The sequence below is a fragment of the Hominimerdicola alba genome, assembly GCF_900109655.1.
Lineage (GTDB): Bacteria > Bacillota > Clostridia > Oscillospirales > Ruminococcaceae > Hominimerdicola > Hominimerdicola alba_B.
The window spans coordinates 1-16,123 of record NZ_FOAT01000018.1 but is presented as its reverse complement, the minus strand read 5'-3'; the positions used below and the strand labels follow the sequence as shown (position 1 = coordinate 16,123).

Annotated in this window: 18 protein-coding genes; 2 read left to right on the top strand and 16 right to left on the bottom strand. The window is 43.0% G+C overall.

All coding sequences use genetic code 11. From position 1 onward, the window contains the following. Positions 1-9 precede the first annotated feature (9 nt). The 13 genes from BMY75_RS15040 to BMY75_RS14980 form a co-directional block, all read right to left on the bottom strand. Positions 10-348, bottom strand: coding sequence for a phenylpyruvate tautomerase MIF-related protein (locus BMY75_RS15040; RefSeq protein WP_242940255.1), 339 nt, complete (start codon positions 346-348; stop codon positions 10-12). A 31-nt stretch (positions 349-379) separates the two neighbouring features. After that, a complete protein-coding gene (locus BMY75_RS15035) occupies positions 380-1,588 on the bottom strand; it encodes a beta-ketoacyl-[acyl-carrier-protein] synthase family protein (RefSeq protein ID WP_074835402.1) in 1,209 nt (402 codons plus the stop codon). Positions 1,589-1,624: 36 nt separating this feature from the next. Then, entirely contained in the window at positions 1,625-2,743 is a 1,119-nt protein-coding gene (locus BMY75_RS15030; protein WP_074835399.1) for a 3-hydroxyacyl-CoA dehydrogenase family protein, read from the bottom strand. Position 2,744: 1 nt separating this feature from the next. Next, positions 2,745-3,440: an enoyl-CoA hydratase/isomerase family protein gene (locus tag BMY75_RS15025; RefSeq protein WP_242940254.1), complete on the bottom strand. Its 696-nt coding sequence runs from the start codon at positions 3,438-3,440 to the stop codon at positions 2,745-2,747. Between the two features lie 2 nt (positions 3,441-3,442). Beyond that, complete coding sequence (locus BMY75_RS15020) at positions 3,443-3,850, bottom strand: hypothetical protein (protein ID WP_074835396.1); 408 nt, start codon at positions 3,848-3,850, stop codon at positions 3,443-3,445. Then, complete coding sequence (locus BMY75_RS15015; protein ID WP_074835393.1) at positions 3,831-4,247, bottom strand: acyl-CoA thioesterase; 417 nt, start codon at positions 4,245-4,247, stop codon at positions 3,831-3,833. The genes BMY75_RS15020 and BMY75_RS15015 overlap by 20 nt, the downstream gene beginning before the upstream one ends. Beyond that, on the bottom strand, positions 4,244-4,960 hold the full coding sequence (locus BMY75_RS15010) for an enoyl-CoA hydratase/isomerase family protein (protein ID WP_074835391.1): 717 nt from the start codon (positions 4,958-4,960) through the stop codon (positions 4,244-4,246). Before BMY75_RS15010 ends, BMY75_RS15015 begins: the two co-directional genes overlap by 4 nt. 11 nt (positions 4,961-4,971) lie before the next feature. Beyond that, complete coding sequence (locus BMY75_RS15005; RefSeq protein WP_074835388.1) at positions 4,972-5,274, bottom strand: acyl carrier protein; 303 nt, start codon at positions 5,272-5,274, stop codon at positions 4,972-4,974. Between the two features lie 231 nt (positions 5,275-5,505). Next, positions 5,506-6,324, bottom strand: coding sequence for an ACP S-malonyltransferase (locus tag BMY75_RS15000; RefSeq protein WP_242940253.1), 819 nt, complete (start codon positions 6,322-6,324; stop codon positions 5,506-5,508). A gap of 544 nt (positions 6,325-6,868) precedes the next feature. Next, positions 6,869-7,402, bottom strand: coding sequence for a dihydrofolate reductase (locus BMY75_RS14995; protein WP_074835383.1), 534 nt, complete (start codon positions 7,400-7,402; stop codon positions 6,869-6,871). Then, positions 7,399-8,217, bottom strand: coding sequence for a 2-amino-4-hydroxy-6-hydroxymethyldihydropteridine diphosphokinase (gene folK, locus BMY75_RS14990; protein ID WP_074835380.1), 819 nt, complete (start codon positions 8,215-8,217; stop codon positions 7,399-7,401). The genes BMY75_RS14995 and folK overlap by 4 nt, the downstream gene beginning before the upstream one ends. Next, complete coding sequence (gene folP, locus BMY75_RS14985; protein WP_074835378.1) at positions 8,210-9,034, bottom strand: dihydropteroate synthase; 825 nt, start codon at positions 9,032-9,034, stop codon at positions 8,210-8,212. The genes folK and folP overlap by 8 nt, the downstream gene beginning before the upstream one ends. 2 nt (positions 9,035-9,036) lie before the next feature. Continuing rightward, positions 9,037-9,522: an HD domain-containing protein gene (locus BMY75_RS14980; protein WP_074835481.1), complete on the bottom strand. Its 486-nt coding sequence runs from the start codon at positions 9,520-9,522 to the stop codon at positions 9,037-9,039. Positions 9,523-9,824: 302 nt separating this feature from the next. Between BMY75_RS14980 and BMY75_RS18270 the strand changes: the two genes are divergently transcribed. Next, positions 9,825-10,088 carry a hypothetical protein gene (locus BMY75_RS18270; RefSeq protein ID WP_139199846.1) on the top strand — a complete coding sequence of 88 codons (264 nt, stop codon included), beginning with the start codon at positions 9,825-9,827 and terminating at the stop codon, positions 10,086-10,088. On the opposite strand, the gene BMY75_RS14975 is transcribed toward BMY75_RS18270, so the two are convergent. The 3 genes from BMY75_RS14975 to BMY75_RS14965 form a co-directional block, all read right to left on the bottom strand. After that, positions 10,055-11,596 carry a sensor domain-containing diguanylate cyclase gene (locus BMY75_RS14975; protein ID WP_074835375.1) on the bottom strand — a complete coding sequence of 514 codons (1,542 nt, stop codon included), beginning with the start codon at positions 11,594-11,596 and terminating at the stop codon, positions 10,055-10,057. The genes BMY75_RS18270 and BMY75_RS14975 overlap by 34 nt on opposite strands. Before the next feature lie 48 nt (positions 11,597-11,644). After that, a complete protein-coding gene (locus BMY75_RS14970) occupies positions 11,645-12,349 on the bottom strand; it encodes a cytidine/deoxycytidylate deaminase family protein (protein ID WP_074835372.1) in 705 nt (234 codons plus the stop codon). Between the two features lie 709 nt (positions 12,350-13,058). After that, positions 13,059-14,297: a DUF3810 family protein gene (locus BMY75_RS14965; RefSeq protein ID WP_074835370.1), complete on the bottom strand. Its 1,239-nt coding sequence runs from the start codon at positions 14,295-14,297 to the stop codon at positions 13,059-13,061. Positions 14,298-14,675: 378 nt separating this feature from the next. On the opposite strand from BMY75_RS14965, the gene BMY75_RS14960 reads away from it, so the two are divergent. Next, positions 14,676-16,123: BspA family leucine-rich repeat surface protein (locus BMY75_RS14960; RefSeq protein ID WP_074835367.1), on the top strand; the 1,448-nt coding region annotated here is incomplete at its 3' end.

The following is a 16,123-nucleotide window of genomic DNA, read 5'->3' as shown; positions in this document are numbered from 1 at the left end:
ATCCCTTTCTTATTCTGTATATCGCCAGGCGCTCTGTCGGTCCATTTCAGTAAACTGCATATATATTCGGTATGGATCGACCTTTGTATGCTTCTGTATCACTAACAGCATAGTATCCGCAAACTGCTTCAGGAATCCACTTTTATTGTCTGCGAATTCCCGCGGCAAGACGTAGCGAAATTCCGAGAAAACTACTGTATCTTCAGATCTGTTCATGCACATTGGGCAGTCGTCCAGCATGACCATTACAGCAGGAAGAGGTTTTTTCAGAAGCTTTGCCATTTCCTCTGCAACATCATTGAGGAATTCCGTTTTAGAAACATCGTTCATTTTTAAATTGGTTTTCATCTGTGCAATAGGCATTATATACAGTCCTCTCTCAGTTGTATTTTCTGAAAACGAGTGTCGCATCATGCCCGCCAAAGCCAAATGCATTTGATACGGCAACGCTGATATCCTTTTTCAGTGCGGTATTGGGTATGTAGTTCAGGTCAAGCTGCGGATCGGGTTCATCGAAATGAACTGTAGGCGGGAGTACGCCTTCCTCGATAGCCTTGACACAGGCGATACCCTCAAGTACTCCGCAGCCCGCAAGGGTATGACCGATAGCAGCTTTTATGGAAGAAACAGGGATATCATAAGCTTTTTCGCCGAAGACCTGCTTTATCGCCATAGTTTCATAAAGATCATTGAGAGTAGTGGAAGTGCCGTGTGCATTGATGTACGCAACTTCCTCAGGAGCGATACCTGCATCTTCAAGGGCGCATCTCATGGAGTACGCCATGCCTGCACCGTCTGCCTGTGGAGCAGTAAGGCTGCTTGCCTCGCAGCTTATGGAAGCACCTGCAAGTTCGCAGTATACCTTAGCATCTCTTGACTTGGCATGTTCCTCAGATTCCAGAACTATAGTGCCGCCGCCCTCGCCCATGATGAAACCATCACGGTTCTTGGTGAAAGGACGGCTCGCCTTATCAGGGTCAGGATTTACAGACATCGCAAGAAGCTGGTTGAATCCGTCAAGCACTGCATCATTGACCACATAGGAAAGTCCGCCGACTATTATCATATCGCAGAGCCCTGATTGGATAAGGTGCTTACCGAGAGCCAGCGCATATCCAGATGAGGCGCAGGCAGTACTCATATTGAAGGACGGCCCTGTAATATTGTGCTTGATCGCTATCATAGCAGGTATCTCACTCTGCATACGCTTCAGAGTCATGTGTGACTTATTCTCCAGCTCAACACCCTCGTAGGTATTATCTGCAAGTCCGAAGATAATGCCTATCCTAGAACGATCAAGGACAGCAAAATCAGCGCCGCAGTCCTCAATAGCTTCGCCCGCGGAAGCAAGTCCCATTCTTACGGCTTTGGTAGTTGCGCTGAGCATACGTTTTTTCCAGTACTTTGAAGCTGCCTGCTCAAAGGAGTCATCAACCTCGGCTGCAACTGTTGTATCATGATCATCCGGCGATACACGGGTGATAGTACGCATACCGCTTTTGCCTTCGATCAGCCCATTCCAGTAATCCTGTACATTGTTTCCCAGTGCTGTTACTGCGCCAAGACCTGTTATAACTACTTTTTTCATTCTGCTACACCTCTTTCATTGCTCTCCCCTGCGGGATCACGAATAGTATTTTTCCAACAGATCCGCATCATATCTGTAAGATGCAAAACCGGTCTTTTCATAAAGTTTATCCAGTGCAGATACAAGCTTTTCCGCACCGTATTTTCTGTACATATCAGACAGAGTATCAACTGTGCCGAGAGTGCTGCTTACCGCTTCCAGGAGAAGATCGGGTCTGATCCCTGATTCTTCAAGTGCGAAAGAAGTTTCAGCAAGGATAAATGCAGCCATATAGATCGGTGCATCATCACAGATTCCGACACTTTCCTGCTCCTGACTGCTGATAAAGTCAAGGAAACTCCTTGAACCATCAGGACACCCCTGACCGAGCCAGTATTTCATCTTCTCACAGCCGTATCCAAGGAGCTGCTTATTGCGTTCTAAGCGGAAATTATTCTGATTTTCAGCCATAAGTCCAAGCCCAACGCTGTCAAGTATATCAAATACGCCTGTTACGGTGTACATCTTTTCCAAAGAATCTGAAAGTGCCTGAACGGAAGTATGAAAATATTCACAAAGATATATGCCGTGGGAAACCATTGCGGAAAGGATCTGATTAAGGTACACATGATAATCCCCGTAAAATCGGATACACCTGCGTCCGCAGTCATTCACAAGACTTTCCGCAAAATGCAGTGCTTCATCCGAAGTATTATCCAATATGTTAAGCTCTACAAATTCCGACAGCTTGACAGGGTAAAAAAAGTGCATACCTATGCATCGCTGAGGGTTTGAAACACCCTCGAATACCTTTTCTATGTTCAGCGAGGATGTGTTAGTCATAAGCAGGCAATTATCTGAAACTATACCTGCAATATTCCTGAAAAGCAAATTCTTTGCCTCAAGGTTCTCCGTGATAGTCTCGATCACCGCATCACAGCCATCAAGGTCAGACGGATCACAAGTGAACCTGAATGCCGACTTCTTAGCTTCATAATCCTCCTGAGTCAGCTTCTTACGCCGAAGCTGTTTATCAAGAATCTTTACTACATCGGCAGTATATTCTTCCGCACCTGAACGGACAAGTATAGTAAATCCGGCATTCTTCAGGTTATCGAAGAAAAAGGAGAAAATGTCTTTTCCCATTTTTCCGAATCCTGCAATTGCGATATTCATGTCATTCCCCCTTGTTCTTGTAAAGTCCGATATACCTGCGGTAGTCCGCAGGTGAGAATTCACCGCATTTCTCCGAGATAAAATCTATCAGGGAATACGCCTCGGCAAGACCCTGTTTTTTATCGGTGAGGATATCTCCCCAGCCCAGCTCACAAGCTTCCTCAGATGGAAAAAGTCTGCCTGTCATAACAAGCTCATAGGTGTTCTTCATGCCGCAAAGTTCGATAGTTCTGGCAATTCCGCCAAGTCCGGGAAGTATTCCGAATGTAGACTCAGGCTGACCGATCCTTGCGCCTTTCTCAACGACTCTGTAATGGCAGTTCAGAGCGATCTCGCTGCCTGAGCCTATGCAGAATCCTGAAACTACGCTTACTACAGGGAATGGCAGATCACGCAGAAATGTGAAATGACGCTTTTGTACAATGTGGCTTTCAGGCAGTTTTCCCGCGGCATCGTCGTATTGCTCCTTAGCAGTGCGCTCTTTAAGTGCATCAACATCAGCACCTACGGAGAAATGTCTTCCGCCGCCGCGGATTATCATACCTCTTATACCACCGCCCTCTGCTATCACCCCAACTTTTTCCATGACAGCCTCAAATTCCTCATGGAACCGAGTGGTCATAAGGTTATTTTTTGGAGCATTCATCACAACGGATAGTATTCCGTTTTCGTTATTTAGCAGGATATCACCCATCATGCTCACCCCCTGCCGATATGTGCTATAAGTCGGTAAAATGCCCTTGATTCGGCATTAAGAATATCATCTGTGCTGCCGTTTCTCGCTGTTACAAAGCAGCTTGTGATCTCCCTGATCTGAAATTCAGTCTTATCTTTGAACAGGTTCTCTGCATATTCATCAGCTTTTTCAGCAGGTATCACAATATCGAAAAACTTTGCTATATCTGTATATGGTTCATCAGAAGCAAACGCTGTGATATATGGCAGGTCAGAGAAAATACTGCCCACTTTTGCTTCATCACCTGCCTGCATACTTCCATTATCATGGACAATAAGCAGGCACGGCTCGCCCATGTCTGCACAGATAAGTTCCGAAAGCTTATCGATGTTGCTTACATCTGTATATAATTCATTTTTTATTATCTTCATCTGTCTCACGCCCTAATATTTCCAGAACCTCATCAGGGATACTGTGTATCACTCTTTCATGGTCTACAAAAACTATCTTGCCCTTTATTTTACAGGACAGAACGCCTGTAGCGTTGTTGATGATCTTGTGTTTGCAGATGATCGTTCCGCCGTCAGAAGTGAACTCGGACTCGATACGCACCTCATCCAGAAGTTTAAGTTCGTGCATATACCTCTGTGAACACTCCATCAGCACGGGGAATATGCTTCTGTCAATAGTGTACTCCATTAGTTCGTTAATTTTGAAGAAGTTCCAGAGTGCAGCTTCAGCGTACTGCAAGTAAACTGCGTTGTTCACATGACCGAATGAGTCGAGCTCATAGCCCCTGACTGTCAGGTTGTACACACATTTGCTCATTTTCCGAAAGCCTCCTCCAGTGTCGTTTCAAATGCTCCGAACGAGGGGTCAGGATGACCGTCAGCTGCACGGTTCAAAGTATTTATCACCGCATTTATCTGTGTGAGACTCACTGACGAAACTATATCCTCAGCAAATTTCAATGCCTCCTGAAGAGCGTCCTTTTCCTCTGTAACTTTTGTGACAAGTCCGATAGAGAGCGCCTTATCAGCGGAGAGCATTTCGGCCTGAAGTATCATTTGCAGAGCCTTTTCTCTGCCTATTATCCGTGAAAGCCGTTCCATTCCGCCCATACCCGGTACTACTCCGTGCATGACCTCGGTAAGTCCAAGGCGTGCTTTAGATGAAGCTATGCGGAACTGACAGCTCATTGCTATTTCAAGTCCGCCGCCGAAGCAGCCTCCGTTAACAGCGGCAACAGTTACTATCGGCAGATGCTCGATAGTATCCAGCAGTTCTCTCCCCTTTTTAAGCTTTTCGGAAATAGTGCTTACGTTAGCCGCATCAAACAGCGACACATCAGCACCGAGGGAAAAATGCCTGCCCTTTCCTGTGATGACCAGTGCCTTAATCTGCGGATTATCCTCCAGCCATGCAAGAAGTTTCTCACGCTCGATGAATTCGGGCTCTGATATAAAGTTCTTCGCACCGTTCTCAATGGTGAGTACTGCAATGCAGCCTTCGGAATGGATCTCTGATAAAACTGAATTCACCGCTTATCCTCTTACTGCTCAACGATATCGTTTCCGAACTGGTATACCTTACAGAACATATCTATAACATCATTCATGGTATTCATCGGTGTTTTCAGCATATATTTGCCGATGCTCTGCAGCTTGATGTCCATATCGAACTTATCAGCGGTCATTTCGATAAGCTCTACCAACATCAGAGAATCGCTCTCCAGGTCGTCCTGAAGACTGGTATTATCATTGATGGAAGCTTTATCAACTTCGCATTCCTCTGCATAATAATCAAATATCATATCCTTGATCTCTGCTTTGATCTCGTTTGTAATTTCTCTCATTATGTTTACCTCCAAAAATGAATTTTAAATGTTGGGTACTGCTTTCAGCTTACAAAGCATTTTGTTTGAAAACTGAAAGCCATCTCCTAAAGCTTTGGCAGCACCATGCCTATATTTTAGCGCCATATTGACAATTATTTAACAATCTCAGATATAATTAAAAGCAAACCTTATTCAACTTTTTCTTGTTTTCAAAGTGCGATTTTTGATGTTGTTAGCTATTAGTGCCGATCATGAACAAATGTCATCGAAGGTGTACATTTTACACTTTCTGCCAACCCTTGAAAATTTACTGAGCGAGCCGTTTGCACTTAAATCGAAAAATTCCGTTGCGCCAAGCTTTTCAAGTTCTTTAATCGCAAGATCCCAGCGCATCTGAGTGTACACATTTAGATGATTTTCACGAGCGACCTGTTCAGCCGTGCTGAGAACAGTAAGATCGAAAACAGACATCATCGGGTACTCAGGGTCGTTGTATTTAAGGTCATTGCAATAAGCTATGTATTCCAGCGAGTATTTTTTCATTATGGAATGATGGAAAGCTGTGCCTGTATTCAGTCGGAAGGCTTTCAACGCTCCTTCATTGTTGCAAAGTTCGATCGCCTTTTCGACTGCGCTTGCTTTACCGCTTATCATAGAGTGGAACGTTGAGTTGCAACTGCCTATGACCAGATCATCCGTTGAGAACTCCTTGCTGAGAAGTTCTGAAAGATCATCATAGGAAAATCCCACGATTATACCTGTATCAAGTTCTTCATGCGCCTCATCCAGCGCGATCAGCATAGACCGATGAGACTTTACGATATCCCATGCAGCTTCGTGAGGTATCGCTTTGAAGCAGGCACTTGCGCTCACTATGCCTGAACTGTAGCCGATGCCGATATCAGGAGTTATGCCTTTGCTGATGCAGTGTTCATAGATCACCCTATCGCAAATAAACGGCACAAGCCACTGAGCGATCTTCGAGTCATAGCCATGATTCTTTTCGATATCTTTACTCAGCCCCAGTTTTATGCAGGCGGTCTCGTAATAGAATGTATATTTATCCATAAGCTCAGGTGTAAGTTTTGCTAGTAACTTTTCATAACTTGGTCCAATGCCATTAAATAAAAAAATTTTTTTAAACATTTATTAATCTCCGAATCATTATAAAATTGATTTGATTTGCGTAATTAATTTGAGATAGAATTAAAATGAATTTGCATTAAGTTCAATTAATATGCTGCTGTATTTATGTTAATTAATTCGATGATTGAGCCCACTAATTAGAGCAGAAGTTTCCTGTTTTTAATTTATAAATGAAATGTCTGTATATAAATTATAACATTTTTTAAATAGATAAGCTAAACAAAAATTGCGCAATTTCGCAAATTTTGCAATAGCACTAAAATCTCAATGAAAACGTTTAGCATTTTGTGCTATTTTATAATTATTTTTCTCATGCCACACTGCTGAATCACTATGTTAAACAGCTATTCATTCAGAAAGTATAAGTATTTTAGCTTAATTTTATCGCTTTATTCTAGTTGATTTGCAATTAAAAAACGCCTCTTAAAAGAGACGTTTTTAAACTATTTATTGCGGAGTTTCGTTGTCATAACATATGAAATAATATCCGTTTCAGCGAACCTTTGCGTATTATTTTTTTACGTTCATATACACAAAACCTGAGTTTCAGTTCATTGTGTACATCACAGCTTACACAATTGAATTCATTTCTGTCGAACTCAGGAAAATACACATCGCCCTCATATTCGTCATAAAGTTCGGTGAGATACAATTTTTCCGCATACCTGAGCCCCTGTCGGTATATCTCAGCTCCTCCGCAGAGGAATATATCACCTTCCCTTTTACGATGTATATACATTTCTGCTGCTTTGATGGCTTCGTCGAGGTTCGTGGCAGTCTTGAGCATACTGCCTGTATAGTCAGCATTTCCCGAAACCACGATATTGTATCTTTCGGGCAGAGGTCTTCCGATGCTCTCGTAGGTGCGTCTGCCCATTATCACAACACCGCCCTGAGTTGTATCTCTGAAATATTGTCTGTCCTCAGGAATATCCCACGGGATACTGCCATTTGATCCGATGACACCGTTAGCGGCAACCGCCGCAATAATACATATCACTGTTTTGGCAGCTCAGCAAGGAGCTGTAAAACCGTCTTTCCGAATATTGGGTGGCGGTAGTAGGGTGCAATCTCAGCTGCAGGTTCAAGTACGAAGCCACGGTTTTGCATATCAGGATGAGGTATTATCAGATCAGGATCAGAGATCACTTCATCATCATAGAACACAATATCCACATCAAGGGTGCGGGGACCCCAGTGTATCTCACGTCTGCGGTCAGCGGCATTCTCTATGGAACGCGTATATTCAAGCAATCCACGAGGGCTGAGCATCGTTTCGCATATCACTGCGCCGTTCACAAAATCCTCCTGTTCTGTATAACCGTAAGGCTTTGTTATTATAAGCTGTGAGCATTTTATATTTCGTATATAATGACTTTTCTGGAGCTTTTCAAAAGCGTTTTCAATGTATCCCCTGCTGTCCCCCATATTTGAACCAAGAGAGAGCAGAACTCTGTGCCATCCCCTTTGTATCTTTACAGATACGGAATTGAAATCCATATCTATAGGAGCTTCGGGCTTGCGCACCTCCACATCCACTGCTCTCACAAGGGGGAACTCCAGCAGAATAGCTTCAGCTGCTTTCTGTGCGGCAGTTTCTATCAGCTTGTAGGTATTTTCAGTCATTACTCTTTCAAGCAGTTCGCAGACTTTACTGTAATCCACCGAGCTTTCAAGGTCATCATTCATGCCTGCTTTTTCAGTATCCACATACAGTGCAGCATTGATATAGAAATTCTGTCCGTTTATATTTTCATGTTCAAAAACACCGTGGTGTGCAAATATCCTCAGCTCTTCGATAAATATCTTATCCACGCTTGTAACCTCTCATAATCGCCTGTGTCATTTTAACTGCTCTGAGATTTTCCTTGACATCATGAACACGGACAAATGCAGCACCGCGCATAACTCCTACTACAGTGGTTGCTATTGTACCCTCTACGCGCTGATCACTGGGAAGATCAAGTGTAAGTCCGATCACTGATTTTCTGGATGTTCCCAGCAGTACAGGATATCCCAGCTCATTTTTAAGTACATCCAGACGGTCGACGGCTTCAAGATTATTTTCCAAAGACTTTGCAAAACCAACACCCGGATCAAGAATAATTGAATCGTCGGAGATACCCGCTCTCTTAGCAATATCAACAGAACCACGCATATCATTTATAAGATCATCCATAAAGCAGTTATAGTTCATATCATCCCTGTTATGCATCAGGCAGCAGGGCAGACCTGTCTTTGCAATTAGCGCTGCCATTTCACCATTGTCATATTTAAGTCCGTAAATATCATTGAAAAGATCAGCACCTGCTTTTGCAGCAGCAGATGCGACTTTGTATTTGTAAGTATCGATAGACACAGGAACATCGAATCTCGCTTTTAACGCTTCAATAACAGGTACTATCCTGCCTATCTCCTCATCATCGCTGATACGTACAAATCCCGGTCTTGTTGATTCTCCTCCAACATCAATGATATCAACACCCTCTGATATCATTTCCTCTGCGTGAGATATTGCTTTTTCGATGTTGTTGAACTTTCCGCCATCCGAGAAGGAATCAGGTGTAACATTAAGAATGCCCATAATATAACATTCGTTTGCCGTATCAAATTCTCTGTTGCCAATTTTCATTATTATACCTCTATTTCCAAATTCATTTTATCTTTCTGCCATTTACACTGCGACCTTGCATCACATTCAAAGCAATTTCGTGAGAGCTTGTCAGCTTTACTGAATATAGCTTCCGCTGTATCATGCTGAAGATCTGTCTTCCGATGACCTGCAATGAGACTGATGATTTTTTCGCGGATCTCCCGCGGACAATCTATGCTGTCAAGTATCTCAGCTGCTGTGGTCTGACTTGCAATATCATGGTCGATACCATCTGTATATTCCTGTATTCTGCCGATATCGTGGAGAAGTGCGGCTGAATAGATGATATCAGCATTAAGCCTGATTCTCTTCTGTCCACAAAGTATCATTGCGATCCTTGCAACGTTAAGAAAATGCTCCATATTATGCCGACAGAAGATCCTGTCTTTTTCGAGCTCACACAGTCTGTGGAGCTGATCCTTATAGTATTCGTTTTTCAGTATGCGGTTGGCATATTCAAGTTTCATTTCATTGACCAGTCCCATAAATAGATTTATACCTAAATATTATAGCACAAAACCATATAAATAGCAACGTTGATTTTCGTAAAAGAAATAATAAGAAGCTAACGGATTTATAGATTTTGCATAAAAAACTTTATCATATGTATACAGCATGTATTACGCGAGCTGCATTATGATATTTCTTTTGAACAGCCGTTGCACACGACATCCCCTTTTCCGTATTCAACTTCAGGTTTAGTTTTAGGATCAAAATTTTGTATTTTTGATCCCATCTCTCAGCGTAAGCACATCTATCGCTTCACTAAATGAAAAACAATCTCCCTGAAGAACAGCAGCTAGCACTGATCCACGATACCGAAGTCATGACCGGCAATTCCGGCACACTGACTGCTGCGGATGTCAGCGGGTACGGAAAGGTCGTTTCCGCTGATGCACAGTTTTACCCAAAACAACCGCCCCACTCTCTTTCGAAATGGGGCGGTCAAACTGTAAAAGGATACTATAATATTCTCATCGGCAAACAGAGAACTGTGAATTACATCGAATCGAGATCGAGGAACGGGAACTGACCGATCGAGCTGATGCCGTTGTGTTTTGCCATGTCCTTGAGAACTGCAATAACCGTGGTATTAAGTTCATCGGCAGTGCGCACGGCTGCGATCTTATATGCGACATCGATCTGGCCGTCAGGAATATCCTGTTTCTTCATCAATTCGCTCTGTGCTTTTATGATCTCGTTAACGACCTGATTATGGGCAAAGGGAGAATTGTCATTTTTCAGGATCGTGATAACAAATTCGTCATCACCTGTTCTGTAAACCTTTCCGTCCGGGAATGCTTCCTTCAAAACCTGTGCAGTACGTGTGAGCACCGCGTCGCCGGCATCATTGCCGAACTGCATATTGATCGCAGCGAGCTCGCTGATATCGAACATAATGCAGTAGCAGGGGTTATCGATATCTGTCTGGATATTCTCGATATCGACAGAGAACGATACACGGTTCTGAACTTCTGTCAGGATATCCTGGAACATCGCTGTCTGGAGAGATTCTTCCGTTGCAGCGTTTTTCTGTACCTGGAGACCAAGCTTACGGTTAACATTCTCCTGGTGCGCATTGATGATACCGAAAATACCAACCAGCAGCAGGATCAGTACACCGAAGATCAGAATGAAGATCTGGAGCTGGTTTCTCATGCTGTAAACTTCCGAAGAAGGCGCATTAAATAGCAGTGTCCAGCCGTACTCATCCAGATAAACATAGGTTGAAAGCATCATTGTACCGGAGTAATCATCCTTGAATTCACCAACGCCTTTATATTCTCCAGAACCTGAAATAATCGAAGCATTGACATTCTGAACATCAGGGAACTCGCAGACTTGACCGACCATCGAAGGATCCGGCGCATATATGTACACATTATCCTCGGTATTGAGCAGCAGATATGACGCATTTTCAAGACCGGAGATCTGCATATCCGCAAGGTCACTCAGTGTTTTTTCAGACTGTATAGCAAGACCGACGAAGCCGATGGGCTCGCTGCCGTTGTAGATACACCTATAGATCGCAACGACCTGCTTGCCGGATGACGGGGAGATCAGTATGCCGGCGGTATATGTATCATCACCCGCTGCGAGCAGCGCATTATGGAGCTGATCCAGACGCTCGCCCTCACGGATGATCGTGCCGACTGTTTCCGGATTGCTGTGCGTCAGAGTTTTTGAATTCCAGTCAGCGATGTAGAGACCTTCAAGGTCGCCGATCTTGGATGCAAAATCGGAGGTATATTTCTGTGCCTGATTCTTTGCTTCAGTATCATTCGGATTGAGCAGCAGATTTTTGACATCACTTGCATGGCTGAAGTTTGTCAGAGTATCTTCCGCCCAGATCACGTAGTCTTCAATGACCTTTGCACGCTCAGCAGCTACGGTCTGCATATTGCTCTGTGCATTTCTTGCAGTGATTCGGCTGACTGAAACCGTCATAAATGTAATCAGGATCGCCATGACTGCCAGAACACCGATCAGAATCCAGGTAATCGGTGAAAGCTTTTTCGGTTTTCTTTTCTTCGTAGCCATATTATCTAATCCTTTCTAAATTATATTTTTTGTATGATTCTGATTGATTTACTTCTTAAAGAGCTTTTTCATGAACTCGCTCTCTTCCGGTTCGTCGCTGCCAATATCCTTTCCGGCATTCGTCAATCCGTTAACTCTGTCTTTCAGTTTACTGCCAGTGGATTTTTTGGCACGCATCATGCCGCTGAGATATGCACTGGCGTTGCCGCTGGTATACTTGGATGTTGTCACGCCCGGATTCTGCGGCTGGAACGGCATACTGACATATCCGGACATCGTAGCCTGTCCGTTCATCCCGTTCTGCGGCTGCGCACCGTACTGCATATTACCGTACATCTGACCGCCTGCGGGCATTCCCTGATTGAATCCGGCATTACCGTTCATCTGAACAAGCTGTGCAAGCGGCATCATACGATCGGGCAGGACGATCTGACAATTTGCATTCAGCGGAGCCTGGCTCATAATATAGCCGGCACAGTTGGCACATGGGAGCATCGCCTGCATAGACATGACATTGATCAGCAGGAGATACTCCGCAACGAATTCCCCGCCTGCGATCATATGCTGCATCGCATCAATTTCAGCATGAACATTCACTTGCATACCATTTTGCATTTCAAGATGATTGACACCATAGAATACGCGCTGGGATGCCGCAAAGATCACGCAAACAGTGTCATCCGGTGTGCATTGACCGGTGTTTAGTTTTTGTTTTGCGATATCTTGTGCGACATTAAACAATTTCTGAAACATTCACAAATCCTCCTTCTTTTTTAAAGATCTCCTCGCATTAGTTCTACGAGTTATCAACATTATATACTTATAGCCATCCAACTATTTAAATTCACAAAATCCGGTCGCAAAAGCTCGGATATATGGGTTTTGAGACCGGATTTTGTCTGAATTTCAAGTCGGATCACTGTATAAGATCTTTCAAACTCAAAAACGTCAGAGAAACTACCTGCGTAATTAAGGCACGATGCAAGCTCCTCAACATATAATCATATTATTACTCAATATTATAACACTTTAAGTACGACCAATATTATTCCCAGAAACAACTTAGCAAACAGCAAAATATTTATATTAAGTAAAAATCCAGATATAGCTATTTACCATACTATGGTAAACATCATCATGATTATGTTTACTAATAGTATATCATTTTAAATATATAACGTCAATAGTATATATCACAAAATATTAACCATTTATTGTACATATCGTACAAATAAGAAACACTAGGTAATATATTTACCAAAAATTAGCAAGCAGTTATCACGACTAAAAGCTATATTTTTAATTTGCAGATTCTATTGTAAACCACCATCAAAAATATTTGCCAATTAGTAAAAAAAAGCCGCAGACCAAACTGCGGCTTTTTTACTTAGACAGAGTTTCTTCCGTCACGGAAGGTACTGCGAACGTGTTCCTATAATAATGTAAGACATAATTATTCCGGTTAGTACAATTTACCGTCATAATACTGCAAAAGCAGCAGCGTAGCGCCGTCATAGCAGTTCTCTTCGAGGATATCCTCCTGTATTTCCCAACCCTTGTCGGCGGTCGCCGTGATAGCACTGTCTACTGCGGGCATTTCGTCGATGATGTGCTCGTCTTCCTCGAATATCTCCTCACCGATACCGTTAGATGCATCAAATATTCTCAGTGCCCTATCGCTTATCAGCGGTTCGTTCTTATAATACTTGTCGTACAGAAGCTGCATTGCTTCATACGCTCGCTCAGATTCTTCCGTTGAATCAATAGGAAGATCAATGTCAAGCTCACCGCTTTCAATCATATTTTTGAACTCCTTCTCCATATCAGTATCGATATTTTCGTAATAGCTGTCGCATACCCACCAATAGAGGGCATGATAACCTGCAATACGGAGATAAGGGTCGGGACTTTGGGTCAGCGCGACTATGCTCAGCATCTCCGCCTCGTTTTCAAGAAAATATCCCTTGTGGTGAGCAAGCTCATGAGCATCGGTAACGATGCTGTCGAGCGGTGCCTGATACTTACTGTGAGTGGGCTCCATCGTAAACGGATAGTTGTACCCTGTTATATCCATTCGTTCAAGTATATCTGAGCAGAGTGCCGTTTTCACCGGCGGATAGTAACCATTCAGACGGGGAAATTCATCTCCCATCGACCGCATGGCATCTGCGATAAGAGACTGAGTTTCCTTTGCAGTCGGGAAAAGTACCGTACCATCGGAAGCTATCTCTATTTCTTCAGCAGCAGAATTGATCCCATCCACCGAATATCTTACCAGCTTTTCCACCTCGTCAGGTGTGAACTCTGTTCGAGCATCTGTTTCACCTTTTCCGAGTACCGTCCCGCAGAAGGGTATATACCAGGTCGGCATATAGATAAATACCGTACAGACAAGAGCCATCAGCAGCGTTTTGAAATACACTGCACAGAACCTGCGGTACCTGCCCTTTTGGCGCAGGAAGATAAGCAACAAAAGAAATATCACCGCAAACACCATTGCCGCGGCACCGATATACATAATAATCTCACCTATCGCAAACGGAACAAGTCCTGTTACGCGGCTCACACCGTTACATATATTATAGAAAATGCTGTCTGTGTATTTATCGCAAAGTTCGGGAAAGAACCAGGCGAACCCCATAACCGCAGAGCATATCAACAGAACGATAAGCACTCGCCAATATGCAGAAAGCTTCTTCAAAATGTCATCTCCCGTTCTACATAGTTACTGACGTTATTATATCAAACGGACGTAAAAAAGTCAACAGAACACTTTGTTAAACCTCCTTGATATGCAGTCACGTCACTTGACGTACTTTATCAAGTATAACTTATGTTCCCACACTGCGCCCGTAGGAAAGGCATAAATTTTAAATAGTCACATCGACAGCGCCCATCAAATATATACTCACTGCTGTAAAGAATATACATTAATATGATTTTCTATTATGAATATGCAACTAAAGATTAAGAAAATATATCGAAATTATTGACATTGATAATTATATGTGCTATCATATTGTGGGAAATATTGATATATATTACAATTTTCAAATCGATAATTCAGGAGGTAATTAAAATGCAGATGAAAAAAGTTTTAGCCGTATTGATGTCGCTTTGTTTGACAGCAGGTGTTGTAAGCTATGGTGCACCCGTTATCACACAGCCTATCACAGCACAGGCAGAAGCTGTTTCCGAGACAGCGTGTTATTCATTTGATGAAGCGACAGGTGTGCTAAAGCTAAGGGGAACGGTAGATCGTGGTTCATTAATTGAAATTCTCAAAACAAGCAGGGATAAAGTCATATCTATTGTCGCTGAAAATGGAACAGTTTTTCCTGAAAATAGCAGTGAGCTGTTTTTGGGCTTTAGTTATTGTACTTCCATCGATCTTTCAAATGCAGATACGAGCAATGTTACAGATATGAGCAATATGTTCGAGCGCTGTTATAAAGTGAAAACCATCGATGTAAGCGGTTTCGATACAAGCAATGTAACAGATATGAGCAGTATGTTCGAAAAATGTCTTGAATTGACATCACTTGATCTGAGTGGGTTTGATACAAGCAAGGTCACAAGTTTCGAAAGTATGTTTGATGCCTGCCAAAAATTGACAACGCTTGATATAAGCGGATTTGATACAAGCAATGTAACAACTATGAGCTGTATGTTCAGTGGATGTCTTGAATTGTCATCGCTTGATCTGAGCGGATTTGATACAGGCAAAGTTACTGATATGCATATGATGTTCGAAAGCTGCTTCGCTCTGACAGAACTTGATCTGAGCAGCTTTGATACAAGTAATGTCATTGATATGTCTTGGATGTTCTTTCATTGTTCCAACCTTATAGAACTTGATCTGAGCAGTTTTGACACTAGCCGGGCATCTGATGAAAGTAATCGCAAGACAAGTGTACGCAATATGTTTCAAGGTTGCAGCGAGCTGAAAACCCTCACGCTCGGTGAGAAGTTTACTGAAATAACCGAAGAAATGGATCTACACAGCTACAACGGCTGGGCAAACGCCAATGAGCCCACAAAACGCATCAGCGGTGAACATGAAAATGCTGTCATCAAAAACGAAGGCAAGAACACCTACATTCGCATCCGTCGTGTCCCCTATGTGTATTATCTCAGATATCCCACCAACATCAAGGTAGAATACAGCGAAAACTATCACCAGGTAAGAATCACATGGGATAAAGTCGAAGGTGCTGACAGATACGGTATAGCTGTATACCTTGCCGGCAAGTGGAGAATACAGACATCGAAAATAACTGAAACTACCTATACTTCCCCCAAGAACCTTACTCCCGGCAAGACTTACAAAGTTGCTATAGCTGCAAGGGTGAACGGTAAATGGGACACTGCAAACGCTATCAAGAATGCTGTGACCTGTACCATAGGCGACAATAATTCCTATGTCAAGCCTGACAGAGAGATCAAATATGGTTCGGAATTATATGTTATTGACGATGAGGTCACTATGTATCTCGGCCCCGATACAAGCTATGGTAAAGTTACAAC